This is a genomic window from Gilliamella sp. ESL1225 (assembly GCF_058502635.1).
Genome location: NZ_CP196358.1, coordinates 1,418,464 through 1,442,970, shown reverse-complemented (window position 1 = coordinate 1,442,970; position 24,507 = coordinate 1,418,464). Strand labels below are relative to the sequence as shown.

Annotated in this window: 32 protein-coding genes and 2 pseudogenes; 30 read left to right on the top strand and 4 right to left on the bottom strand. The window is 33.8% G+C overall.

Features of this window, described 5'->3' with window-relative positions:
- Nucleotides 1–242: 242 nt before the first annotated feature.
- Nucleotides 243–1,067 carry a shikimate 5-dehydrogenase gene (locus ACSYSW_RS06675; RefSeq protein WP_491706070.1) on the bottom strand — a complete coding sequence of 275 codons (825 nt, stop codon included), beginning with the start codon at nt 1,065–1,067 and terminating at the stop codon, nt 243–245.
- Nucleotides 1,068–1,307: 240 nt separating this feature from the next.
- Between ACSYSW_RS06675 and alr the strand changes: the two genes are divergently transcribed.
- Nucleotides 1,308–2,390 carry an alanine racemase gene (gene alr / locus ACSYSW_RS06670; RefSeq protein ID WP_491705801.1) on the top strand — a complete coding sequence of 361 codons (1,083 nt, stop codon included), beginning with the start codon at nt 1,308–1,310 and terminating at the stop codon, nt 2,388–2,390.
- Nucleotides 2,391–2,432: 42 nt separating this feature from the next.
- Nucleotides 2,433–3,416: an endolytic transglycosylase MltG gene (mltG, locus tag ACSYSW_RS06665; RefSeq protein WP_491706332.1), complete on the top strand. Its 984-nt coding sequence runs from the start codon at nt 2,433–2,435 to the stop codon at nt 3,414–3,416.
- 44 nt (nt 3,417–3,460) lie between these two features.
- On the opposite strand, the gene ACSYSW_RS06660 is transcribed toward mltG, so the two are convergent.
- Nucleotides 3,461–3,745, bottom strand: a complete 285-nt coding sequence (locus ACSYSW_RS06660) for a YqcC family protein (RefSeq protein ID WP_491706331.1) — start codon at nt 3,743–3,745, stop codon at nt 3,461–3,463.
- Nucleotides 3,746–3,802: 57 nt separating this feature from the next.
- Nucleotides 3,803–4,336, bottom strand: a pseudogene (gene ampD, locus ACSYSW_RS06655) (1,6-anhydro-N-acetylmuramyl-L-alanine amidase AmpD); the annotation flags it as partial.
- A gap of 273 nt (nt 4,337–4,609) precedes the next feature.
- On the opposite strand from ampD, the gene ppdD reads away from it, so the two are divergent.
- The 5 genes from ppdD (at nt 4,610) to ACSYSW_RS06630 (ending at nt 9,436) form a co-directional block, all read left to right on the top strand.
- Nucleotides 4,610–5,041: a prepilin peptidase-dependent pilin gene (gene ppdD, locus ACSYSW_RS06650; RefSeq protein ID WP_491705803.1), complete on the top strand. Its 432-nt coding sequence runs from the start codon at nt 4,610–4,612 to the stop codon at nt 5,039–5,041.
- Between the two features lie 33 nt (nt 5,042–5,074).
- Nucleotides 5,075–6,184 (top strand): ATPase, T2SS/T4P/T4SS family, encoded by a 1,110-nt coding sequence (locus ACSYSW_RS06645; protein ID WP_491705804.1) that lies wholly within the window; start codon nt 5,075–5,077, stop codon nt 6,182–6,184.
- Nucleotides 6,181–7,356 carry a type II secretion system F family protein gene (locus ACSYSW_RS06640; RefSeq protein ID WP_491705805.1) on the top strand — a complete coding sequence of 392 codons (1,176 nt, stop codon included), beginning with the start codon at nt 6,181–6,183 and terminating at the stop codon, nt 7,354–7,356. Before ACSYSW_RS06645 ends, ACSYSW_RS06640 begins: the two co-directional genes overlap by 4 nt.
- 308 nt (nt 7,357–7,664) lie before the next feature.
- A complete protein-coding gene (locus tag ACSYSW_RS06635; protein WP_491706228.1) occupies nt 7,665–8,048 on the top strand; it encodes a prepilin peptidase in 384 nt (127 codons plus the stop codon).
- 236 nt (nt 8,049–8,284) lie between these two features.
- Nucleotides 8,285–9,436 (top strand): M20 aminoacylase family protein, encoded by a 1,152-nt coding sequence (locus ACSYSW_RS06630; protein ID WP_491705807.1) that lies wholly within the window; start codon nt 8,285–8,287, stop codon nt 9,434–9,436.
- A gap of 139 nt (nt 9,437–9,575) precedes the next feature.
- Here the strand turns inward: ACSYSW_RS06630 and ygfZ are convergent, their stop codons facing one another.
- Nucleotides 9,576–10,451 (bottom strand): tRNA-modifying protein YgfZ, encoded by an 876-nt coding sequence (ygfZ, locus tag ACSYSW_RS06625; protein ID WP_491706227.1) that lies wholly within the window; start codon nt 10,449–10,451, stop codon nt 9,576–9,578.
- A gap of 213 nt (nt 10,452–10,664) precedes the next feature.
- Between ygfZ and ACSYSW_RS06620 the strand changes: the two genes are divergently transcribed.
- The 23 genes and pseudogenes from ACSYSW_RS06620 (at nt 10,665) to ACSYSW_RS06510 (ending at nt 24,468) form a co-directional block, all read left to right on the top strand.
- Entirely contained in the window at nt 10,665–12,383 is a 1,719-nt protein-coding gene (locus ACSYSW_RS06620) for an acetolactate synthase 3 large subunit (protein WP_491705809.1), read from the top strand.
- The gene (gene ilvN / locus ACSYSW_RS06615; RefSeq protein ID WP_491705810.1) at nt 12,383–12,910 is read left to right on the top strand and encodes an acetolactate synthase small subunit; all 528 of its coding nucleotides are present in this window, start codon (nt 12,383–12,385) and stop codon (nt 12,908–12,910) included. Before ACSYSW_RS06620 ends, ilvN begins: the two co-directional genes overlap by 1 nt.
- 311 nt (nt 12,911–13,221) lie before the next feature.
- On the top strand, nt 13,222–14,859 hold the full coding sequence (gene pyrG, locus ACSYSW_RS06610) for a glutamine hydrolyzing CTP synthase (protein ID WP_491705811.1): 1,638 nt from the start codon (nt 13,222–13,224) through the stop codon (nt 14,857–14,859).
- Between the two features lie 154 nt (nt 14,860–15,013).
- Nucleotides 15,014–16,315 carry a phosphopyruvate hydratase gene (eno, locus tag ACSYSW_RS06605; protein ID WP_491705812.1) on the top strand — a complete coding sequence of 434 codons (1,302 nt, stop codon included), beginning with the start codon at nt 15,014–15,016 and terminating at the stop codon, nt 16,313–16,315.
- Between the two features lie 543 nt (nt 16,316–16,858).
- Nucleotides 16,859–17,008: pseudogene (locus ACSYSW_RS06600) on the top strand (Arm DNA-binding domain-containing protein); the annotation flags it as partial.
- 78 nt (nt 17,009–17,086) lie between these two features.
- The gene (locus ACSYSW_RS06595) at nt 17,087–17,305 is read left to right on the top strand and encodes a hypothetical protein (protein ID WP_491705813.1); all 219 of its coding nucleotides are present in this window, start codon (nt 17,087–17,089) and stop codon (nt 17,303–17,305) included.
- Between the two features lie 10 nt (nt 17,306–17,315).
- Nucleotides 17,316–17,618, top strand: a complete 303-nt coding sequence (locus ACSYSW_RS06590; RefSeq protein ID WP_491705814.1) for a CII family transcriptional regulator — start codon at nt 17,316–17,318, stop codon at nt 17,616–17,618.
- A gap of 54 nt (nt 17,619–17,672) precedes the next feature.
- Entirely contained in the window at nt 17,673–17,879 is a 207-nt protein-coding gene (locus ACSYSW_RS06585) for a hypothetical protein (protein WP_491705815.1), read from the top strand.
- Nucleotides 17,880–17,916: 37 nt separating this feature from the next.
- A complete protein-coding gene (locus ACSYSW_RS06580) occupies nt 17,917–18,060 on the top strand; it encodes a hypothetical protein (protein ID WP_491705816.1) in 144 nt (47 codons plus the stop codon).
- A gap of 155 nt (nt 18,061–18,215) precedes the next feature.
- Entirely contained in the window at nt 18,216–18,413 is a 198-nt protein-coding gene (locus tag ACSYSW_RS06575) for a hypothetical protein (protein WP_491705817.1), read from the top strand.
- Nucleotides 18,414–18,530: 117 nt separating this feature from the next.
- Nucleotides 18,531–18,836 (top strand): hypothetical protein, encoded by a 306-nt coding sequence (locus tag ACSYSW_RS06570; RefSeq protein ID WP_491706226.1) that lies wholly within the window; start codon nt 18,531–18,533, stop codon nt 18,834–18,836.
- Complete coding sequence (locus ACSYSW_RS06565) at nt 18,833–20,236, top strand: replicative DNA helicase (RefSeq protein WP_491706225.1); 1,404 nt, start codon at nt 18,833–18,835, stop codon at nt 20,234–20,236. Before ACSYSW_RS06570 ends, ACSYSW_RS06565 begins: the two co-directional genes overlap by 4 nt.
- The gene (locus tag ACSYSW_RS06560) at nt 20,223–20,432 is read left to right on the top strand and encodes a hypothetical protein (RefSeq protein WP_491706224.1); all 210 of its coding nucleotides are present in this window, start codon (nt 20,223–20,225) and stop codon (nt 20,430–20,432) included. The genes ACSYSW_RS06565 and ACSYSW_RS06560 overlap by 14 nt, the downstream gene beginning before the upstream one ends.
- Nucleotides 20,432–20,794: a hypothetical protein gene (locus tag ACSYSW_RS06555; RefSeq protein WP_491706223.1), complete on the top strand. Its 363-nt coding sequence runs from the start codon at nt 20,432–20,434 to the stop codon at nt 20,792–20,794. The genes ACSYSW_RS06560 and ACSYSW_RS06555 overlap by 1 nt, the downstream gene beginning before the upstream one ends.
- Before the next feature lie 111 nt (nt 20,795–20,905).
- Complete coding sequence (locus ACSYSW_RS06550) at nt 20,906–21,091, top strand: DUF1187 family protein (RefSeq protein ID WP_491706222.1); 186 nt, start codon at nt 20,906–20,908, stop codon at nt 21,089–21,091.
- Nucleotides 21,092–21,102: 11 nt separating this feature from the next.
- A complete protein-coding gene (locus ACSYSW_RS06545) occupies nt 21,103–21,546 on the top strand; it encodes a recombination protein NinB (protein WP_491706221.1) in 444 nt (147 codons plus the stop codon).
- Nucleotides 21,546–21,734, top strand: coding sequence for a hypothetical protein (locus ACSYSW_RS06540; protein ID WP_491706220.1), 189 nt, complete (start codon nt 21,546–21,548; stop codon nt 21,732–21,734). Before ACSYSW_RS06545 ends, ACSYSW_RS06540 begins: the two co-directional genes overlap by 1 nt.
- A gap of 18 nt (nt 21,735–21,752) precedes the next feature.
- Nucleotides 21,753–22,031, top strand: a complete 279-nt coding sequence (locus ACSYSW_RS06535) for a Ref family recombination enhancement nuclease (RefSeq protein ID WP_491706219.1) — start codon at nt 21,753–21,755, stop codon at nt 22,029–22,031.
- Nucleotides 22,028–22,399: a RusA family crossover junction endodeoxyribonuclease gene (locus ACSYSW_RS06530; protein ID WP_491704403.1), complete on the top strand. Its 372-nt coding sequence runs from the start codon at nt 22,028–22,030 to the stop codon at nt 22,397–22,399. The genes ACSYSW_RS06535 and ACSYSW_RS06530 overlap by 4 nt, the downstream gene beginning before the upstream one ends.
- Nucleotides 22,386–22,739 carry an antiterminator Q family protein gene (locus tag ACSYSW_RS06525; protein ID WP_491706218.1) on the top strand — a complete coding sequence of 118 codons (354 nt, stop codon included), beginning with the start codon at nt 22,386–22,388 and terminating at the stop codon, nt 22,737–22,739. Before ACSYSW_RS06530 ends, ACSYSW_RS06525 begins: the two co-directional genes overlap by 14 nt.
- A 259-nt stretch (nt 22,740–22,998) precedes the next feature.
- Nucleotides 22,999–23,790, top strand: coding sequence for a P22AR C-terminal domain-containing protein (locus ACSYSW_RS06520; protein ID WP_491706217.1), 792 nt, complete (start codon nt 22,999–23,001; stop codon nt 23,788–23,790).
- A gap of 96 nt (nt 23,791–23,886) precedes the next feature.
- On the top strand, nt 23,887–24,162 hold the full coding sequence (locus ACSYSW_RS06515) for a type II toxin-antitoxin system RelE/ParE family toxin (protein WP_491706216.1): 276 nt from the start codon (nt 23,887–23,889) through the stop codon (nt 24,160–24,162).
- Nucleotides 24,163–24,174: 12 nt separating this feature from the next.
- Entirely contained in the window at nt 24,175–24,468 is a 294-nt protein-coding gene (locus ACSYSW_RS06510; RefSeq protein WP_491706215.1) for a HigA family addiction module antitoxin, read from the top strand.
- Nucleotides 24,469–24,507 lie beyond the last annotated feature (39 nt).

Below are 24,507 nucleotides of genomic sequence, written 5' to 3'. Positions count from 1 at the left end.
GCCTTACATCCTCGCACTGAAGGACGAGGTTTTTCGGTTCGACTGATAAAGCCATAAATGCGGGTTGCATTATATTTGATGATTTAGCATATTCGGAGCCAAAACCGTCAAGAAAAAGGTAATAAGAATGTTTATGGATAATAGATAATAAAAAATGATATTTTTTATTATCTATTAATTAGCATGTCTACAAACCGTTAGAAAATGGATCAAAATTATAATTATAAATCCAATTTTTAACTTTACATTAGTTGTCTTGCATAATCTGCTGCTTGTTGAATTAATTTATCATTTGGTCTTATGCCAGTATATAACACAAACTGCTCAACAGCTTGCAAAGTAGCGACATCTGCGCCTGATATTAATTGTTTATTTAAGTGATGCGCTAAATTAATTAGTGGGGTATTGACCGGTAAAGCAACCACATCAAAAACAATATCAGCCGCTTTTACCATGGTTTCTGAAAAGGCTAATTGATCGTGTTCTGTTCCACCTTGCATTCCTAACGGCGTGACATTGATTAACAGCTTTGCTTGTTTAAGTGGGAGATGATTTTCATCACCTATCCAATTATAATCATATTTTCCAGCTAAGGCTTGTCCTTTGGTTTGATTACGAGCAGCTATGACCCCGTATTTAAATCCTGCATCATAAAAAGCACCTAAAACGGCATTTGCCATGCCACCGCTACCTTTTAATATAAAGGGGATATTTTTATCAATATTGTGTCGTTCAATAAGAGTTCTTACCGCTATATAATCTGTATTGTAGGCTTTAAGATAATGATCAGTATTGACAATAGTATTAACCGCTTGAATGGATTTTACTGAAGGATCTAATTCATCCATATATTGTATACATTCTTGTTTATAGGGCATTGAAATAGCACAACCTCGAATACCCAAAGCTTTAATACCATAGATTGCATCTTTTAAATTATTCGTGGTAAAGGCTTTATAAGCATAATTTAAATTTAATTTATCATATAAATAATTATGGAAACGTGTACCAAAATTACTTGGTCGTCCTGACAACGACATGCAAAAGGTAGTGTCTTTATTTAAAATTTTCGACATATAATTTTTCCTAAAAATAACATTAAATTAATATTGCTTTACTTTTTATTTAAGTAATAGAGAGAATAATGCATAAATTAAGAATGAGCAATTAATGCCTGTTATAAAAAAATAAGGTTAAATTTAATGTGTTTTTAGCTATAATCCGTTACAAATTTACGTTAATTTTAATTTGTAATTGCAAATGAAATGATTTGTGAATGCAATAATTTAAAGGTAAAGGTTTATCAAATGTCTATTGCTGTTATAGAGATTGATCGAAAAGCAATTTTACATAATATTGATTATTTTAGAAAAATCGCTGCCAATAGCCAATTAATTGCTATTGTTAAGGCAGATGCTTATTGTCATGGTATGGTAGAAGTTGCGCGACTTATTGAAAATAAAGTTGATGGTTTTGGTGTAGCGCGTTTAGCTGAAGCTATTGAATTGCGCGAAAAAGGGATCCACAAACCCATTATTTTATTAGAGGGATTTTTCCCTCATGATGATATTGGTTGTTTAATTGATTATAATTTTGAGCCGGTTATTCATAGTGGTTGGCAAATAGATCGGCTTAAAGAAAATGCTTTACTTAATCAGATTCAAGTCTGGTTTAAAATTGATACAGGCATGCATCGATTAGGATTTAGTTTAAAAGATGCTAAAATTGAATTACAACGCTTAATCGAATGCTCAATGGTTTGTAAACCAATTAATTTTATTAGTCACTTTAGTTCAGTTGATGAACTAGATCCCTCCCAAACATTAATGCAATTAAAATTATTTAATGATTTTATCAAATCTATCGATGCGACATTAGTTGGGCGCCGTTCAATAGCTGCTTCAGGGGGAGCAATTGCCTGGCAAGAATCTCATTTTGAAACGATTAGACCAGGTATAGGAATATACGGCGTATCGCCTTTTTTAGATCCTATTGTGGATTTAAAACCTGCCATGACATTAAAATCTGAATTAATTGCCATTAGATCGCATCAGAAAGGACAATCTGTTGGTTATGGACAAATTTGGACCAGTAATCAAGATACTCTTTTAGGCGTTGTAGCTATGGGCTATGGTGATGGTTATCCACGTCATATCACAACAAATACGATGGTTCTCATTAATGGACGTAAAGTTCCAATTGTTGGACGAGTATCAATGGATATGTTAGTTGTTGATTTAGGTGCAGATTCACAAGATCGTTTAGGTGACGAAGTTATATTATGGGGTAAAGGTTTACCTGTTGAAGAGATCGCAAAGCACACAGGAATTAGTGCTTATCAATTAATTACTTGTCTTACGCATCGAAGTAAAATTCATTATATTAATTAATACATTATGCTTAAAAAAATTATATATTCTTTTCTTATATTTGTGGTTGTTTTGGTTAGCTGCTCTTCTTTCGGTTACTATTATTTACAGAAATTTTCAAAACAAGAACTCATTCTAAATGGAAATAAACAAATATTTACGCTAGAAAAAGGCACAACGATTCAACAATTGACTAAACAAGTTAATAATGAAAACCTGATGCAAAATAGTTATTTATTACCTTATTTATATAAATTTACACCTAATATGGGATCCCTTAAAGCTGGCACTTACCAATTACAACAGCATATGACGGTGAAGGATTTCTTACGTTTATTAGCATCAGGCAAAGAAAATCAATTTTCCATACGATTGCTAGAAGGTAAAACTTGGCGAGACTGGTCAACCGCTTTACAAAATGCTAAATATATTAATCAATCAATAACCCATCTTACCGCCGACGAGATAGCTAAACATCTCGGTATTCAAGGATCACTCGAAGGATGGTTATCTCCTAATACCTATTTATATACTGCACATACCAGCGATAAAGATATCTTAAAACGTGCTTATAAAAACATGCGTAGTAATCTGAAACGTGTATGGGAAGGAAGAGATGAAAATTTACCTTATAAAAATGAATATGAATTATTAATTATGGCTTCTATTATTGAAAAAGAAACGTCGTTAGCCTCGGAGCGAGCAGTTGTATCGTCCGTCTTTATCAATCGATTAAATGCAAATATGAAATTACAAACTGATCCCACCATTATTTATGGATTAGGTGATAATTATACGGGTAGTATTCGCCGTTCAGATTTGACAGATAATACTAATATTTATAATACATATGTAATAAAGGGATTACCGCCGACTCCGATTACGATGCCAAGCTTAGAGTCATTAGAAGCTGCAGCACATCCAGCTAAAACGGATTATCTTTATTTTGTTGCAACGGGCAATGGAGGACATACTTTTTCAGAAAGTTATGATAAACATCGCCGGGCTGTAAATAACTATCGAAAAATAATTAAAAATAAAAATTAAATTTAATTTAATTAAAACAAAAAACACGAATTCCTTAATAGCATTTAGTGTTTTTTTGCTTCATCAATAGCGACAAGATCATCTAATTGTTTAATTAATGAAAGGAGCTTATTTTTTTCTTGTTGATCTTTAAAGGCTTCCTCAAAATAAGGATAAAGCTTAAAGCCTAGCGGTAATTGTGATTTTGCGTCAATAATTGCTTGCATACGAGGGATAAATATCCATTGTAGCCATTCTGATGCTTCTAATTTATCGATAGCAAAAGGCTCTTGACTAGCCAAAGCATCTTTATTGGGTGGATTATTTGTCCATAGTTTGATGTTTTGCATTTCATTTTTAATTTGTTTGAGAGACTTATCCACTGAATTTACCAAAGCGATATCATTAAGTAAGACTCGATAATAAGACCAGTTAAAATAAGGTCCTGGATCGGTTTTGCGCGTAGGTGCGATATCACTATGACCTGTGATATCGTTAATTGGATAATGAGATTGAAGTAAAGCTGTGATCTCTGACAATTTTTGGTATTGAATATCAGTAAATTCATCTTCATCTGATCCCTCAAGTTCAATTCCAATTGAAAAATCATTACAATTATCTTGGTCATTAAATGCGGATTGACCAGCGTGCCAGGCACGTTTATTGAACGGTACAAACTGAACGACTTCACCATCACGGCGAATAAAAAGATGGCTAGAAACTTGCAAATGAGCAATTGACGCAAAATAAGGATGTTGATTTGCTTCTAATTGACCTGTAAATAATTGTTCTACATAAGGGGTGCCATATACTTTAGGCGGGAGGCTAATATTATGAATAACCAGTAAAGAAACCGGTTTATTGCAAGGTCTATCATTATAAAAAGGAGAGGGTATTTGGCGTGCTCCTTCTAAATAATCATTCACAATTTTAAAGCCCATTTTAAAACCTTCCTTTATAACGTTTAAATTTTGATAATGCTATAGTTAATATTGCCTTAATTATTATATCGTTCATTAAATGATAATGTCGATATTAACGACGTCTTATTATTTTGCTATTTATTGTGCGATGCCTCTCAAAATTGAACAAATAATTTTTTGATTTATAAAAGATTGTTATCTTTTTCCCATTTCTTCATCTCATATTTTTAGAGAAAAAATTTTTTGCTATAAATAGGGCATTTAGCAAACATAATAATTTAGGTGAAATGCATGACAAAACAAACAGGATTTACCTTATTTGAGTTAATGATTGCAATTGTGATTATTGCAATACTTGCTGCGATAAGTTTGCCTTCTTATCAAGGGTATATACAAAAAGCAGCGTTGACAGATATGTTGCAGGCAATGGCTCCCTATAAAACAGCTATTGAAATTTGTGCATTAGAACAAGGTAATTTAACAAATTGTAATAATGGTAAAAAAGGAATTCCTTCGTCAAAAAGCAGTCAATATGTCTCCGCGATTAAGGTTAAAAATGGCGTAATAACAATGTCCGGTAAAAAAACATTAGAAGGCTTAACCGCTGAATTAACCCCGGCGATAAATAACAATTACGCCACCCTTGATTGGTCAAGTAAATGTGGCGCTTCACCATCAAATACAGATTTAATTCAAGCTTGCGAAGATATTTTTAAATTTTAATTTTTCATAATTTTTATGATGGGATCTTGCACAATGAATACTGAATATGTGGTTGAACAAATCGATCAACTTATTTGCGATGCATTACAGAAAAAAGCATCAGACATCCATTTTGAACCTTATCAAAATTATTACCGCGTCAGATTACGTATTGATGGTGTGTTAGAAGAAATTTGCCGATTTCCGCTAAATTATGCAAAACAAATTACAGCACGATTAAAGATTATGGCGCAGCTAAATATTGCCGAGCAACGTTTACCTCAAGATGGTCAATTAATTTTAGAAAAAGATACTTTGCGTATGGCAACCTTGCCTGTTATACAAGGCGAAAAAATTGTCTTGCGAGTGATGGGTAACCATGAACATCAGTTATCACTTTCAGAATTGGGATTATCTATTGATGATTTAGAATTATTTAAAAAGATTTTGCATTTACCTCAAGGTTTGATTTTGGTTACTGGACCAACAGGAAGCGGCAAGACAGTAACGCTATATAGTGCACTTAAGCAACTTAATCATCCAAATCGCAATATTTGTAGTGTTGAAGATCCCATTGAAATTCCCCTTGAAGGAATTAATCAAACCGCTATAAATACAAAAGCAGGATTAAATTTTACCTGTATTTTACGGGCTTTATTACGGCAAGATCCTGACGTAATTATGATAGGAGAAATTCGCGATAAGGAAACGGCTGAAATTGCCATACAAGCAGCTCAAACGGGACACCTTGTTTTATCAACTTTACATACTAATTCAAGTATAGAAGCAATAAATCGTTTAAAACAAATGGGGATTAAATCCTATTTTGTCGCAAGCTGTTTAAAGTTAATTATTGCACAGCGCTTAGTGCGTAAATTGTGCTGTAAATGTAAAGTTGTTGCGGATGAATTAATTAATATTACAAATACGTTAACTCCGCATTTTATCGCCCGTGGTTGTCAATTTTGTATGGGAGGATATTATGGTCGAATAGGAGTATATGAATTATTATCAGTTACAGCAGAAATTGAAAAGCAAATCTTACTGCATCAACCGATCGAAGCAAAAAATAGATATTCCTTAAAATCAGCTGCTTTACAGCTAGTCCAAAATGGAATAACGAGTCTTGCTGAAATTAATCGAGTTTTAGGTGATATTGAATGAAGCGTCTTTATTGTTGGCTGGATCAGGATTTATCACCCCATTACACATTAGCCTATTCAAAACGTGAGGTGATGCGACAAGCGTTATTAAATCATAAAACTGCGATAAAAATTCAAACAGGTCAATTTATTAGTCAACACGCTTTTTCTCAATCTGATTTATTAATTATTACACAACAATTAGCGACCATGTTACAAGCAGGTTTACCCATTGTTGAAAGCCTTGCTCACATCGCCAAGCAGCAAATTAAAAAGAATTGGCAATATTTATTACATGATCTTAAATCAAAGCTACAAAATGGCGAATCGTTATCACAAAGCATTAAACAATATCATTATGTATTCCCTCATTTTTATCAAGAATTAGTCTCTATTGGTGAGCTAACTGGGCAATTAGATGACTGTTTTAAACAATTAACGAGGCAATTAGAAGAAACAATTGCGATTAAAAAGCAAATAAAAAAAGCGATGCGTTATCCCTTATTTTTGTTAATCATGACATGCGTAATTACCTTGATAATTTTATTAATAGTTATCCCTAAATTTGCCGAAGTCTATCAAAGTTTTGATAAATCTTTACCGATATTGACGGAGCAAATTATTTTTCTGTCGGATTATCTTTATCAAAATGGGTTATTTTTATTGTTATATATCAGTTTTTTATTTTCAATTTTTCATTATTGCATTAAAAAAAAGATTAAACGATATATTGATGTCTTTTGGTTAAAAGTACCCTTAATAGGAACCATTTTAAGTAGCGGATATTTAAGTCAAATTTTTTTAACATTGAGCATTACTGAAAAATCGGGGATACCCTTACTTAAAGGCTTACAAGCAATATTTAATATTGTCGATAATGATTATTTTCGACAAAGTATCCAAATTATAATTATATCAATTGAACAAGGTCATGAATTTAATCAAGCAATTAAACAATTAAAATTATTTCCAAACTTATGCAGTCAATTAATTCAAATAGGCGAAAAGTCAGGTACATTAGATACAATGTTAGGTAATTTGGCGCAATATTATCATCAACAAAATATGGAATTAACCGATAATTTATCGCAAAAAATGGAACCTTTATTAATGATGATAATAGGTTTAATTATCGGTACATTAATTATCGCCATTTATTTACCTATTTTTGAATTGGGTAATGTAATGCAATGATGTCACTTATTTTCTTTATCGTTGGTTGTTTAATGGTAATAGTCATAAAAATTGCCTATAACTATTTTTATATAACCTATTTTTATTCTAGAAATAAAAAGAATCGAAAAAGGGACAGTTTTTCAATTGTAACTCTTTCCCTTTTTTCATTAACATCAAATTTTGATAAAAAAGTAAGTATATCATTTTATATTTTATGTCAATTTCTCAACGGTTTAGCTTTCAATTTAATTTATTTAGATAGAGGTTTAAATCTTCAAAGTTTAAGTTTAATGCTATTATTAGATTGGTTTATATTATTAATAATAATGGATATTAAACATTTTTTGTTACCCGATCTTTTAACGTATCCTTTGCTTGGGTTTGGATTAATGAATGCCCTTTTACAAATGAGTCAATTAGCATTTTATGATGCTTTAATAGGAATAATATTGGGATATAGTTTATTAAAAATACCAGCAACTTTTTTTTATATAATTACTAAAAAACGAGGATTGGGAGAGGGTGACATTAAATTATTCGCAGCATTAGGGGCTTGGGTACCTTATTTTTCGTTACCAAAGTTATTATTGATGGCATGTTTATTGGCAATAGGGTATTTTATTTTATTGATGATTTTACAAAAACAGCGGATTAAAAGAATTCCATTTGGTCCTTTTTTATTAATCGCCGCATGGTTAGGATTATATTGATAATTCAAAATAAAATTTTTAATAGATCAAAACAATGATCAAATTAAAATATTATCAAAAAATCCTCGTTATCGTTCACTGACAGTTATAACTAAATCAAATATAAATAGTCAAATTAGCTATTTAGCAAAATAACGATTTTATATTATAGTCTTTGATTAAATTATAGATTATTTATCTAAAATCATAGTTAAATGAGTAATTATTATATTCAGTTAATTGATAAGGATCTAAAAATGAATGAAATCTCTGAATTAAACGATCTAATAAAATCATGGCGTCATCATATTCACGCTCATCCTGAAACTGCTTTTGAAGAGCGTAATACAACAAAGTTTATTATAGATAAACTTAAATCGTTCGGAATTACAGAATTACATACCGATTTTGCGCCGACAGGCGTTGTTGGTATTATTCATGGCAACCAAGAGGGACGTTGGATAGGGTTAAGAGCGGATATTGATGCTCTTGATATTACAGAAGATACAAATGTTGATTATCGTTCAAAAATTGCCGGTAAAATGCATGCATGTGGTCATGATGGTCATACTGCTATTTTATTAGGTGTAGCCAAATATCTTGCTGAAAATCGTAATTTTGCCGGAACGGTTGTTGTTATTTTTCAACCAGCTGAAGAAAATGAAGGTGGTGGGCGTATTATGGTGGAAAATGGTTTATTTAAACGTTTTCCGATCGACGCAGTATATGGCTTACATAATCAGCCTAATATGGAACTTGACCATTTTTATGTTTCGCATGGCGAATTGATGGCTTCTTATGATGTGTTTGAAATTAAAGTAAAAGGACTTGGTGCGCATGCTGCAGCTCCTCATTTTGGTAAAGATTCTATTGTAATTGCAAGTCAAATCGTTATGGGTTTACAAACTATTGTAAGTCGAAATACCGATCCAATTAGCTCTTTAGTCGTTAGTGTTACACAAATTCATAGTGGAGATACTTGGAATGTATTACCGCAAGAAGCGGTAATTCGAGGCACAGTACGGACATTTAATGCCCAGATCCAAAATCTAGCCGAAAAGCGTATCACTGAAATTGCTGAAGGAATTGCTTATGCTTTTGGGGCTAAAGTTGATGTGAATTATCAACGACGATATCCTGCAACGATTAATCATCCAAAACAAGCGGATATTGCTATTAAGGCGGCAACAAGTATCGTCGGGCAAGACAGAGTTATCATTGATCCTAAACCTTCTATGGGATCGGAAGATTTTGCTTTTATGTTACAAAAAATTCCTGGTGCTTATGTTTGGTTAGGGGCGGGCAAAGGGGCTAATCTACATAATCCCGCTTTTAATTTTAATGATGACATATTGCTCACTGGCGTTAAATATTTTATCGAATTAGTGCGGCAAGAACTGAGGGAATAGCGAAATTTAATCTAAATTATTTTTTTATTATTCAAGGTTTATTTGTTGATGTTACTATTATTTAAAAAAATAAATTTTATTCATTCCTTTTATTAATCAATAGATAAAAAAGTATCTATTGATTAATTATTGGCGATTTTTAACATAATTTTAAAAGACTGTTCGGATCATTTTTTATCCTAAATGGTGTTTTAATATCAATGCCATTATTTAAAACAACTTGCACATAAATCATTGAATTATCGATGGGAGTTGCTGCAAGAACTTGTCCACTTTCCCGCCAATTATCACCAATTTGATATTCTAATGTATCGCCAATTTTGGGTAGGCTATTGGCTTGTCCTTTAAGTAAATATAAACCACGTTTATTAATACCACGATATTCTGCTCTGGCAACCATTTCTTGTCCACAATAACAGCCTTTATTAAAACTAATAGCATTGATAAGTTGCAAATTACATGCTTGAGGTAGCAGTGACTGTATGTTTTCTTGATCAATAATGGGATAACCCGCTTCTAAATCAAGGCGTAACCATTCACTTGAAGGTAAAAGCGCGGGTTTTATAGGATCTGGCGTAATCTTAATATAACGCTTATATGGTAAAGGTAATTTTAGATAAGTAATTTTACCATCATGATAACAAGATTGGTTCATTAACGCCGCGGGTATTATTGGATCATCATCTTTTGCAACAAGACCAATCATATTTAAATCTGTCACGAAATCAATTTGGGCTTTAGAAAAAATCATATATTTTTTTAATTCAACCATTTGTTGATTAGCAACACTTTTACGTACGATATAATAAACATCGTTATCACGCTTAAATAATAAAAGATTACTCCACATTTTTCCTTTTGCATCACAATGTGCTGAAAATAAGAAGTTTTCAGGCGTAAGTAAATTAATATCAATGGTTAATTGCCCTTGAAGATATTTCAGATTATCGTCCCCACTAACTTTAATAAGTTGCCAATCAGCGAGCGAAATAGATTTTAAAGTCGTTGTGATCATAACTATTCCTTAATTTTTTACTTAATACATTTTAGCATATAACTTATTACTGTTAATAATTGATTAATAATATGGCTAATTAAATGTTGTTTTCTTGATAGAATTTGACAATATTTTTGTTTATTTTAACAATGATTACTTATTTGATTTTGATAACAAGTTAATGCAAAATGGAGGGATATTAATTATAAATAAATGATGGAGACAATAGACATGTTAAAATTGTCAGGCGCAGAAATGGTAATACAATCATTGATTGATCAGGGAGTAAAGCAGATTTTTGGTTATCCTGGTGGAAGTGTTTTAGATATTTATGATGCTATTCATACAATTGGAGGAATCGAACATATCTTAGTACGCCACGAACAAGCTGCAGTACATATGGCAGATGGATTTGCTCGAGTTACAGGTGATGTAGGGGTAGTTTTAGTCACATCGGGTCCTGGTGCAACAAATACAATAACAGGCATCGCGACTGCTTATATGGATTCTGTTCCGTTAGTCATCATATCCGGACAAGTGTCTACTCAATTGATAGGTAATGACGCTTTTCAAGAGTGCGATATGGTCGGTATTTCTAGACCGATTGTTAAACATAGTTTTTTAGTTAAAGAAACCAAAGATATTCCTGAGATAATAAAAAAAGCGTTTTATATTGCCTCAACGGGTCGACCCGGTCCCGTTGTTATTGATCTTCCTAAGGATGTTATGAATCCTGCGGTAAAATATCCTTATACTTATCCTAAAACAGTATATCTACGCTCTTATAATCCAACTGTGCATGGACATAAAGGACAAATTAAGAAAGCGTTATCAACGTTACTTAATGCTAAAAAACCAGTTTTATATATTGGTGGTGGCGTGATTACCGCAAATGCAAGTCAAGAAATTCTGACTTTGAGCGAAAAATTAAATTTACCCGTCACATTATCTTTAATGGGATTAGGTGCCTTTCCTGCAAGCTCTCAACATTATTTAGGAATGATCGGGATGCATGGTGTTTATGAAGCCAATATGGCAATGCATAATGCCGATGTTATTTTGGCGGTAGGCGTTAGATTTGATGATAGAACTACTAATAATGTTTCAAAATATTGTCCAAATGCCAAAATTATTCATGTAGATATCGATCCAACATCAATTTCAAAAACGATTCCTGCCTCGATTCCGGTTGTTGGTGATGCTAAATTAGTATTAAGAGATATGTTAACGCAACTTGATGAAATAACTGTCGAACGTGATTTAGATGCCTCAGTTGATTGGTGGAAACAAATTAATCATTGGCGTTTAACACATTGTTTAGATTATAAAAAAGATTCTAATGTGATTAAACCGCAAGAAGCAATCGAGGCTATTTACGAGTTAACGTTAGGGAAAGCTTATGTTGCAACAGATGTTGGACAACATCAAATGTTTGCAGCTCTTTATTATCGTTTTGATAAACCCCGTCATTTTGTTACTTCTGGCGGACTTGGAACGATGGGATTTGGTTTGCCAGCCGCACTTGGCGTTAAATTAGCCTTACCTAATGAGCAAGTTATTTGCGTAACAGGTGATGGTAGTATTCAAATGAATATTCAAGAATTATCGACCGCACAGCAATATGGGTTACCGATTATTATTATTAATCTAAATAACCGTTTTTTAGGGATGGTAAAACAGTGGCAAGATATGATTTATGCGGGTCGTCATTCAAGTTCATATATGGAATCATTGCCTGATTTTGCTAAAATTGCTGAGGCGTATGGTCATGTCGGTATTGAAATTAATCACCCTGATGAATTATTACCGAAGTTGAAGGAAGCTTTCGCAATTAAAAATAAACTTGTTTTTATTGATATAAAAACAGATGCAACTGAACATGTCTATCCGATGCAAATCCGGGGTGGTGGGATGAACGAAATGTGGTTAAGTAAGACGGAGAGAACCTAATGCGTTATATATTATCAATTTTAACGGAAAATGAACCTGGCGCATTATCTCGCATTATTGGTCTTTTTGCGCAACGTGGTTTTAATATTGAAACAATAACAACCGCACCAACCGATGATCCGACAATGCATCGGATGACTATTCAAACAACAGGCGATGAAAAGGTAATTGAACAAATTCAAAAACAATTACATAAATTAGTTAATGTATTTCGCGTATATGATTTAACAGATGGCCCACATGTTGAACGTGAAATTATGTTAGTAAAAATTTTAGCGAAAGGCTCAGAAGCACGTGACGAAGTTAAACGTTGTTCAGATATATTTCGTGGTACAATCGTTGATGTGACGGCAACACAATATATTGTTCAATTAGTTGGTACCAGTGATAAATTGGATTCATTTTTAGCTACAATTCGTGAAAGTTGTGATATTATCGAAATTGTTCGTTCTGGCATTATTGGATTATCACGCAGCGAAAAATCATCTAAAAATCCGACGACTCATCATAATCAAGCGATAGCATAATTTGATGATTATATGAATTTAAAATAAGAATAAATTTAAGAAAGGATATTATTTCTTTGCCATAAAAATTTTTTATGGCAAAGTTTTCTTATTTAACTTTATTTTTATTTTGCTTTAACAAAATGGAAAAAGTTGACAAAAACTATACACAAGAAGTCCATCAATAATGAAATATTCCATTGTCGGCTTTTGTCTATTCTGCTAAACTAGACTCCCGTCTGATTCAACGAGTATTGTGTCTTTTTTTATTCATCTAAATAACATAATGCCACTCTAAATTTATTAAAGAATTGTTTAAAGGTCTGAAATTAATGGTCACTAATTATATTTTTGTTACGGGCGGTGTCGTTTCTTCTTTGGGTAAAGGTATTGCCGCTGCATCGCTTGCAGCGATTTTAGAAGCCCGAAATTTAAAAGTTACTATGTTAAAACTTGATCCTTATATTAATGTCGATCCGGGTACGATGAGCCCAATCCAACATGGTGAAGTTTTTGTGACTGAAGATGGTGCTGAAACCGATCTTGATTTAGGTCATTATGAACGTTTTATTCGTACTAAAATGACGCGTAAAAATAATTTTACAACAGGTCGTATTTATTCAGATGTATTGCGTAAAGAACGTCGTGGGGATTATTTAGGCGCGACGGTTCAAGTTATCCCTCATATTACTAACGCGATTAAAGAACGTATCATCGATGGGGCAAAAGGATTTGACGTTGCCATAGTGGAAATAGGTGGCACAGTGGGCGATATCGAATCTTTACCTTTTTTAGAAGGTATTCGCCAGTTAGCGGCAGATGTTGGGCGTGAGCACACACTTTTCATGCATTTAACACTTGTCCCTTATTTAGGTGCATCGGGTGAAGTTAAAACCAAACCAACTCAGCATTCTGTAAAAGAATTATTATCGATTGGTATTCAACCAGATGTCCTTATATGTCGTTCTGATCGTGTTATTCCAGCAAGTGAACGTGCTAAGATAGCATTATTTTGTAATGTGCCTGAAAAGGCAGTAATTTCACTAAAAGATGTAGATTCTATTTACAAAATTCCGGCTTTATTAAAAGCACAAAACCTTGATAGCTTTGTTTGTAGTCGATTCCATCTTGATTGTGTAGAAGCTGATTTATCTGAATGGGAACAAGTTATTTCAGAAGAAGCTAATTCAATTGGTGAAGTCACAATTGGTATGGTAGGTAAGTATATTGAATTGCCTGATGCCTATAAATCTGTCAACGAAGCATTAAAACACGGCGGGCTTAAAAATCATCTTAAACTACATATAAAATATATTGATTCAGAAGCGGTTGAATCTCGAGGCACTGAATTATTAACTGGTTTAGATGCTATTTTAGTTCCTGGTGGATTTGGCGCTCGAGGTGTTGAAGGTAAAATTATTGCCGCTAAATATGCTCGTGAAAATAATATACCTTATTTAGGTATTTGCCTTGGTATGCAAGTCGCATTAATTGAATATGCTCGCAATGTTGCCGGTATAACTGATGCAAACTCAACAGAATTTGATAAAAATTGTAAAAGTCCTGTGGTTGCTTTGATTACGGAATGGAGCGATGAATCAGGTAAACTTGTACAACGAAATGAACAAAGTGATCTGGGTGGTACCATGCGTTTAGGTGCTCAAGTTTGTCATCTTGAAGCAGATTCTTTGGTTTCTACTATGTATAGAAAACCATCAATTGTTGAACGCCACCGTCACCGTTATGAAGTGAATAATAATTTATTACCACAAATAACAAAAGCCGGTTTAAAAATTACCGGTCTTTCAACGGATAAGAAATTAGTTGAAATTATTGAAATTCCTAATCATCCTTGGTTTGTTGCTTGTCAATTTCATCCTGAATTTACATCAACACCTCGTGATGGGCATCCTTTATTTAGTGGTTTTATTAAAGCAGCTTATAATTACCAGCAACAAAAACAATCTTAATAGTGCTGGTAATGTTTAATTACTTTTATTAATTATTTTTATAAAAGCAGAAAATTGCTTGAATTCAGTAGGAATAAACAATCATGTATATGCCTGCTATAATTCTTACATTAGGATATATTAGTTTTATATTTATCATATAGAGGAAAATGATATGGTTAAAATTGTTAAAGTACATGGTCGCGAAGTTATTGATTCACGTGGTAACCCAACAGTTGAAGCAGAAGTTCATTTAGAAGGTGGATTTGTTGGTTTAGCAATGGTTCCATCTGGAGCATCGACAGGTTCTCGTGAAGCATTAGAATTACGTGATGGTGATAAATCTCGTTTTTCTGGTAAAGGTGTTTTAAAAGCGGTTGAAAATGTAAATGGTCCAATTGCGAAAGCAATTTTAGGTAAAGATGCATTAGATCAAGCTAATATTGACCAAATCATGATCGATTTAGATGGTACTGATTTTAAATCTAATTTAGGTGCAAATTCAATTCTTGCAGTATCTTTAGCTAATGCTAAAGCAGCTGCAGCGGCAAAAGGTGTTCCACTTTATCATCATATTGCTGATTTAAATGGTACTCCAGGTCAATATTCTATGCCATTACCAATGATGAACATCATTAATGGTGGTGAACATGCCGATAATAATATTGATTTACAAGAATTCATGATTCAACCAGTTGGTGCAAAAACTGAACGTGAAGCTATTCGTATGGGCTCAGAAGTTTTCCATAGTTTAGCCAAAGTTTTACATGAAAAAGGAATGAATACCGCAGTGGGTGATGAAGGTGGTTTTGCTCCTAATCTATCATCTAATGCCGAAGCTTTAGCGTGTATTAAAGAAGCGGTTGAAAAAGCGGGGTATGTTTTAGGTAAAGATATTACATTAGCGATGGACTGTGCGGCATCTGAATTCTACAACAAAGAAACAGGTAAATATATTCTTAAAGGTGAAGGCGGTAAAGAATTCACAGCAGTAGAATTTACTCATTATTTAGAAGGTTTAACCAAAGAATATCCAATCATTTCAATCGAAGATGGCTTAGATGAAAGCGATTGGGCAGGTTGGGAATATTTAACTAAAGAATTAGGTAATAAAATTCAATTAGTTGGTGATGATTTATTTGTTACTAATACTAAAATCTTTAAAGAAGGTATTGAAAAGGGTATCGCTAACTCTATTTTAGTTAAAGTAAATCAAATTGGTACATTATCGGAATCAATTGCAGCTGTGAAGATGGCCAAAGAAGCTGGTTATACAACCGTTATTTCTCATCGAAGTGGCGAAACCGAAGATTCAACAATTGCTGATTTAGCGGTTGGTTTAGCTGCAGGTCAAATTAAAACAGGTTCAATGAGCCGTTCTGATCGTATTGCAAAATATAACCAATTAATCCGTATTGAAGAAGCGCTTGGCTCTAAAGCTCCTTTTAGAGGTATTAAAGAAGTTAAAGGTCAATAATCTTTTTCTAATATGCTTTCAAAACAAAAAACGGTGAAATATTCACCGTTTTTTTGTTTTGTTGATACCTATATTAAACTCATTTTCTAATATAGCATTGAAAATTAAAATTATTTTTTATATATATTTCAATATATTTATAATTTTTTCTCCATGAATTTTTTATATATTTTTAGTTTAATTTTTTTAATTTATGAGAATTAACACTATGACAGAAAAAGAAAGTAACAATCGAATTATTATCTTCAGATAGAACTAGAACATTACCTAAACTATTAATGTTTAAAGAATCTAATGAAGTATTACAAGAAAAACTGATTGATTCAGAGACACTTGGATACCTAATGATAAATCGCCTTCCGTCTAGCGCTTATTAGAGCCTTAAAGTCCTTGAAATAAAGAGTTTTTTGGTCTATACAGTTTTTTACAGACCTTCCCCAACCCTCTAAAATCCTCGTTTACTTACGGTATATTTACCTTACTGTTAAATGATGATTATTGAAAATGCTATCTGTAAAATAAGTGATTTCGCTAAACCTTTAAATAAGCCGAATAAGCTCATCGACGGCGCGGGGCTATATATCTTTTATACCTCAGGTAGTATCTTGGCGTTTTGATTACGCCTTTAACGGCAAACGTAAGACTTTAAGCTTCGGAAAGTATCCTTATATTTCGCTAGCAAATGCTCAAGAAAAAAGGAATTCGGCTAAATCCCTACAGGCTCAATGTAAAGATCCAACCTCTCTTAAAAATCAAAATGTCAATTCTGACATGCTTACCCTATTCGCCGCCGTTGCAGAAGAATGGTATAAAGCAATTGCTGCAGCTGGTGGAACATCAGAATTAGCAAAACTATTAGGAGTTAAACCTAAGAATATTAGCATTATAAAAAAGCGGGAGGGGGGTATACCTACTTGCAAAGTTTCTGCTGATGAATGGTCAACTAAAACAGGCTTACCTAAAAGTGAGCTGTTTCCTGAATATCAATAGGGATAACTCAATGACCGTATTATCGAAAGAGTTAGAAGCAAGTTCAAACAAGATTCAATCAATTATCTTGCAACGACTTGCCCGTGTATCTCAAGTTTCTGTAGTTATTGAACTTGGAGTTAGAGAAGACGTAATTTCAAAATTTAAATCAGATAAATTGGCTTTTGCTTGCGATTTTATAGCTGTTCTAGGATTAAAGATAGTACCTGATGACTCAGTTGAAGTATCACAAGACGAAATACAAACACTAAAAACTCAAGCTGCAAAATACTTTATAGCTGATGAAATTAGGAGAAAAAAAGCCACTAATTAGTGAGGCAATCATGCAATGACTTAATCCAAAATAACAGCAAGAGGGTTGATTAATATGAATCCTACAGAATTTATTTTTAAAAATATAAATCAATTATTAATTCAAGATGGTTTAAGTGAACAGGTTGTGTCAATTTCGGTAGAAAAAGCCGTTATTGAATATAAACGACGACCTTGCACATCACAAAACGGAAAAATATTTGATGATTGTTTAAATGTCGTAAATATTCATGCAAATAAGTCGATCAAGTCAGCTTATTAGGTGCGAACTAATGAGCATAATAATTTAGGAATAGCATATGAAATTAATATCAAGATATGAATTATTAAGCAAGACAGAGCTTGACGAAGTTATCAAATATGGGTTTACAAAAGAGGGATTTAAGAAATTCAAAAAATCTTATATGAAAGCTAAGGAAAATTTATGTCAACAGCAAAAATAATTCAATTAGACTGTGAGACCAAGCGTATTAGCAACACAAGGCAAGGTATTGTTTTGCATAGAAGCGTAAATAACGCCGATTGAGCAAGCGATGCTGTATCGTTTACTTTATGGGCTAAGTTACTTTGCATCGCTTCTTACAAAAATCGTACTCATTTGTTTGACGGTAGATTGTGGGATCTTAAAACAGGGCAATTAGTTAGCACCTATGCAATTTTAGGAAAAATGACCAAAGTGAATGGTGTAGATACAGACAAAGCGACTGTTCGCAGAATCATCAATTTATTTTGTGAAAAAGGCATGTTAAGCAAGGCTAGACAAGGAAATTCGATTGTTATTACTATCACAAATTAAGTGCAATATCAGAGCGATTTTTTGACACACCTAAAATCACACTTGAAAGTACATCTTGCGACACACCTAAAGTCACACAGAACAATACATTAAATAATAAAAATAATATGTCATCTGATGATGACCAATCTGAACCAAAAAAACTCAATTGATTTTAATTTGGTCATGGATGCATTCAACGATGCTGTAGAAAACAGATTGCCACAAATTCAAAAAATGACCACCGCACGAAAAAACGCAGTTAAAAAATTACTCAACGAGTTTGAAGTACCAACATTTCAAGCCTTGGCAAATTATTTTTATGATTTTGTTGATAAAGCGAAACCATTCTATTTTGGCGAAAACGACAGAGGGTGGAAAGCAGATTTTGATTACATCGTGCGACCTGCGACATACGTAAAAGTTTTGGAGGATTCGCTATGAATTTGCCACCACAAGATTTGAATGCAGAGCAAGCCGTACTAGGCTCAATTTTAATTAATTCACAATCGGAAAGCTGTCAAAACGTACTGAATTTCTTATCTGGCAATTCCTTTTACACTCGTCATCATCAGATGATTTTTACAGAAATGGTTGAATTAAATCGTAAAAATCAACCAATTGATTTACTTACTGTCTCAGACGGGTTAGAAGCGCGAGGAGAGTTAGGCAATTGCGGAGGATTAGCTTATGTCGCAGAGTTAGCAAAAAATACACCCTCTGCACTTAATGTTAGGGCTTATGCAAATATAGTTCGTGATAAAGCAATTGAACGTTATGCATTAAAAAAATTACAAGATTGTAGCGCGATGATTATTGAAAAATCATCGTTATCAACAAGTGATAAATTATCGGCGATTCAAGCGCTTTTTACTCATATTGATGATTATAACAAAACGGGAAAAATCGTTGGGTTGAAGTCATTGCAGAATATTGCTGAAAAATGGACTGATACGTTTGAGAAGCGAATTACGCAAGCAGATAGCGTAAGAGGATTATCAACGGGAATTGAGGAGTTAGATAAAAGATTATCGCCTAAAGGATTGGTTAGGGGGGCGTTATTTGTGGTAGGTGCGCGTCCTAAAATGGGTAAAACCACTTTCGAAATTAATATGGCTCGTCATTGTGCATTACAGGAAAAATTACCTGTCTTAATGTTTTCGTTAGAAATGCAAGATGAGCAAATGCTCGAGAATATTTTAGCACAAGAATCCCTGGTCAGTAGTGATGTTTTTTATGGTGGGTTTAATTCAGATGACCAATTATCGATTGTAATGACGCACTTAGGAAGGTTAATCGATTCGAATAATATTTTTATTGATGATACTCCAGCAATTACGCTTTCTCATGTGCAAGCGGAATCTCGGCGAATGGCTAGAGAGAAAGGGCAAATTGGCATGATTATGGTTGATTATTTAACGCTAATGAGCAAAGAAAAAAGCGGAGATGAGCAGCGTAATGATTTAGTTTATGGCGCGATAACGAAAGGGCTCAAAGCGCTCGCTAAAGAGCTTAATTGTGTTGTTGTAATGTTAACGCAATTAAACCGTAATCTTGAATCTAGAGCCGATAAACGCCCCGTACCGAGTGATAGTCGAGATACAGGTCAAATTGAACAAGATTGTGATTACTGGATAGGTCTCTATCGTGATGCGGTTTATAACGAAAATGCAGATAAACATTTAATGGAAATTAATATCGCGTTAAATCGTCATGGCGCGGCTAATTTTAAAGTTTATGCAGGTATTAAAAATGGGCGTATTTATGAGGTAAATCAGAATGAAGCTCATATAAAAGCTACCCCTGAGCCACCACGTAAGGAGCGCAAATATGCGTCACAATAAAATATTACCACATCTTAATGCCAGTACGCATGGTTATGCGCAAAGCGTTGTTAGACGTTTAACCCGCGATAATCGCGCAGAATTAGAGGCGGAAATAGCCTTAAGAAGTGATGAAGCAGAAGTAAGGCAAGAAATAAATAGAATGCTGAAATGTCGTAAGAAAAACAGAATAGCAAAAAGCAAAGGGATTGAGTGATGAAGCTAAACACGAAAAACGGAAGTAAAAATCTTGAAGCGGTATTTATGGTTGATACAACACCGCTAGAAGAAAAATTAAAACTATTATTTGAATTTAAAATTAGTGTTTTTGAGAGCATCTTTGATGAGAGATTCCGCGAAAGATTTAGTCGCACTTTTGATTCTACTGTCAATAATAGCGATATCTTCATTCGTGATTTTGTGACTACATCTTTCACAAATGAAGCCAACCAACTCCTCTGTGTTTTTGATTTTGACATCACCAATTTTATTAGGCAATGGGGCGTCACAATGGGGGCATGTAATTTTAATCGTAATAGTTTGTTTCATAATCATTCCTTAAATTGTAGGGGTGATTAAATTATAACTCAGTTCTTGTTGTAGGGGTATGACAAGGCTCACATGTTAACCGAGTGTGAATAAATAAATCGGTACCTAAATAACAGAGCAAGCACAAGGAAACCATAAACAATGTATAAAATAACAGCAAGCATCAATAAAGTCGGACACCCCCCCATTAGTTGGACTCATTTTTGTAAGCAGGCATTAACACTTGAGCAGTGTTTATTAAAGCTAAGTGGCAGAAAAAAAGATAGTTGGGGTCATAAAGATTACCCCATAAAGCTAAGTGATTTTGAATGTGTAGAAGTTAATTAATAGGGTGAGCAATGATTAAAGAATATCGATTAGTTCACGAATCAGTACGTAATAACGCAATTAATTTTATTAGACAATTGCCGATTGATAACACTCATCCGTTACGAATTGTTATTGATGAAGACAAACGCTCTTTAGCGCAAAATCGAATGATGTGGAGCGTTTTAAATGATATTGCTAAGCAAGTTAAATGGGATGGTGAAAAGCTGACTGCTGAAGAATGGAAACATCTAATAACCGCTAATTTACACGGACAGAAATGCGTAAAGGGTTTGCAGGGTGGGCTTGTGTTTATGGGGTTATCTACCCGCAAAATGAATAAACGTGAGTTCGCGGACATAATCACTTGCGCTGAGCAGTTCGGCGCTGAAAATAAAGTTATTTTTAGCTATGAAGCACAAGAAACCATTAAATTAGCCGAGCAATACAAAGACCAATTATCAAAGGCGGCATGATGTCAAAAAAACACAAATTTAAAAAGTCAACTTTTAAATGTCCTGAATGTGGCGGTAGCTGTTTATATAACCTTGATAAAGATTTATTTGTGTGTGACCGTCCATTAGTCGGCGTAAATGGCGAAGTTAAAGGCTCATGCGGTAAGTTTTACGCGAATGGAATTAAATTTAAACATGGTTGGAATTAACGGGTAAGGCAATAAAAGATGAATAAAAAACATGCGGAAATATTAGCAGCAATGCCGTGTATTTGTTGTGAGTTGCTTGGACAAAGACAAAGTGGACGCACTTGTCTCCACCATATTAGAGAAGGTCAAGGACTCGCGCAGCGTGCGGGTGATTATTTAACTATTCCACTTTGTTTCGATTGCCATCAAGGCGCGTTGGGTATCCATGGCGATAAAACCTATTTAAAAATCCTAAAAAAGACAGAGCTTGATTTACTTAATGAAACGCTTAGTCGCATGTATAAGGTTATTGCATGATTAAGCTCACGTTACCTTATCCGCCAACGGTAAATCATTATTGGGGTACGTCTGGCAAACGGCGATTCATTAAACCAGCTGGTGAATTATTTCGGCAAAATGTTATAGCCATCATTTTGGCGAATAAAGCAAATAAAAAGCTAACGAGTCGACTTAAAGTAGATATTAGTGCCTATATGCCTGATAGACGAAAACGCGATTTAGACAATATTAATAAAGCTCTTTTTGACGCGCTAGTGCACGGTGGTGTGATGTTGGATGATGATCAGATAGATATCATCCATAGTGAGCGTAAAGACGTGATCAAGGGTGGAAAGATTGATATTTTGATTAGTGAGTTAGATGGAGGGAGTAATGAGAGAGACTAAAGACATTTTAACGGCGTGGAAAAACACAAGGATATTAAAACGAATTGGAACAGAATATCCATCTAAGTCAGCTGGCATTAATGGTGCTTTTCGTGATTTTGATTTTAGACAATATTTGACCGAAGAAGAGGCGGAAATTGTTGATAAAGCAGTACTAAAACTAAAGGCTGATAATATGGAATATTGGATAGTTTTAACTTCTTTTTATTTAGAAAATATGTCTTGTAGCAAACAGGCAAGAAATGTCGGGAAACAAACCTCGGAGTTAACGAAAGTATTACTGGCTGCTGAGTGTTTTATTCGGGGTCATATTATTGAATTGTTTTCAAAAGTAGCTTAGTTGACAATGAGTATGATTAAATTGTATAGTGAAAAGACGTTAGCAAAATCTAGCGTCGGGATTGGCGTCCTGATTTCATTATTGGCAGATGAACTGCGAAAGCGGTTTTTTTGTACCTAGTCTATGGTGGACTGGGTAAGGGAGCTGAAAAGCTCGCTGGGTTTGCCTTTAGTGACCAGTACGCCAACCTTGCTTAGTTCACCGCCCAATATTGGCGTGTTGGTGGTGATAATTTTAAATTACACTGGAGGTACAAATAATGACTAATCAATTATCTTTTCATAACACTACCATTCAATCAATTAAACAAAATAATCAAATTTGGATTACTTCAAACGATTTATCTAATTTATTACAGTATGCAGATTCTAAATCAGTTACAAGACTTTATAATCGTAATTCCGATGAATTTACTAATAAAATGACAATGGTAGTCAAAATGACCACCAATGGCATAAACAATAGTTTACGGGAAAAAACAGTCCGTATTTTTTCCCTCCGTGGTGCTCATTTAATTGCAATGTTTGCTAATACAGAAATAGCAAGAGAAGTAAGAAAATGGTTACTTGATTTAGCAGATAAAGAAATTGGAATTACAGAAACAATATCACTTGAACAACAACAGCAAATCAAACAAGCGGTTAATGAGCGAGCATATAGAACTGGCGAACACTATCAATCTGTATACCACAAATTATACGAACATTTTAAAATCCCCCGCTATCAAGATTTACCCGCAAGTAAATTTGAGGAAGCCATTAAATTTTTAGGTGGAATAAATTTAAAACAAGGATTAAGCGAGGAAGAATGGTACGATTTGGCATGGCTGTATAAAGCTGCAGATATAATGCGGAATCAAATTGAATTAATAGAGCCAGCATTACGAATCATCGACTCAGGTTTTAAAGGGGCATTCTACTCAATGGCACTTGAATACAAACGAACGTTAAATAATGCTAAGTTAATCATTGAGCGAGAAACCGCGCATATTACAACGAAAACCATCGCAGATAAATGGCATCATGTATTGCCTATTATTAGACATCACTAACAATCTCACCTAAAGGGCCTAACCGCCCTTTTTAATACTCTTATTGACATAATCAAATAAATGTGATGTAATTAGTCACAAACCAAAGAGGTTAACATGATAAAAAGTTTCAACCACAAAGGATTACAAATATTTTTTGAAACTGGATCGGTTCGTGGTATTAGAGCTGAGCATGCAAAGAAACTTAGAAACATGTTAGCTGTGATAGATGAAATTACCGACATTGAGGAACTACAGTTTCGTTGGAAGTGCCATAAATTGAAAGGCGACCGAGTGAATACATGGTCGCTAAACGTTTCGGGTAATTGGCGAATGACATTTGAATTTGAAAATGGTAATGCTTATATACTTGACTATGAAGATTATCATTAAAAGGGGGGAGTTATGAGAATGTTCAACCCACCGCATCCCGGTGAAATATTATTAGATGAGGTATTGCCTGAGCTAAATATGACAATTAAGGATTTCGCAACTCACTTAGGTTTTGCAAGAGAGACCATGTCTCGAATATTACATGGCAAAGCACCAATATCAGCAACGTTAGCGTGGCGATTAGAGCAATCAGGAATTAGTACGGCAAGATTATGGCTTGCCTTACAATCTAAATACGATTTGTGGCAAGTGGAACATCAATCGGAACAAAAAAAGATAACGCAATTAATTCACGTAATAGTTTAAAAACACTTGACTGTATAAACGTTTATACGGATAATGTGC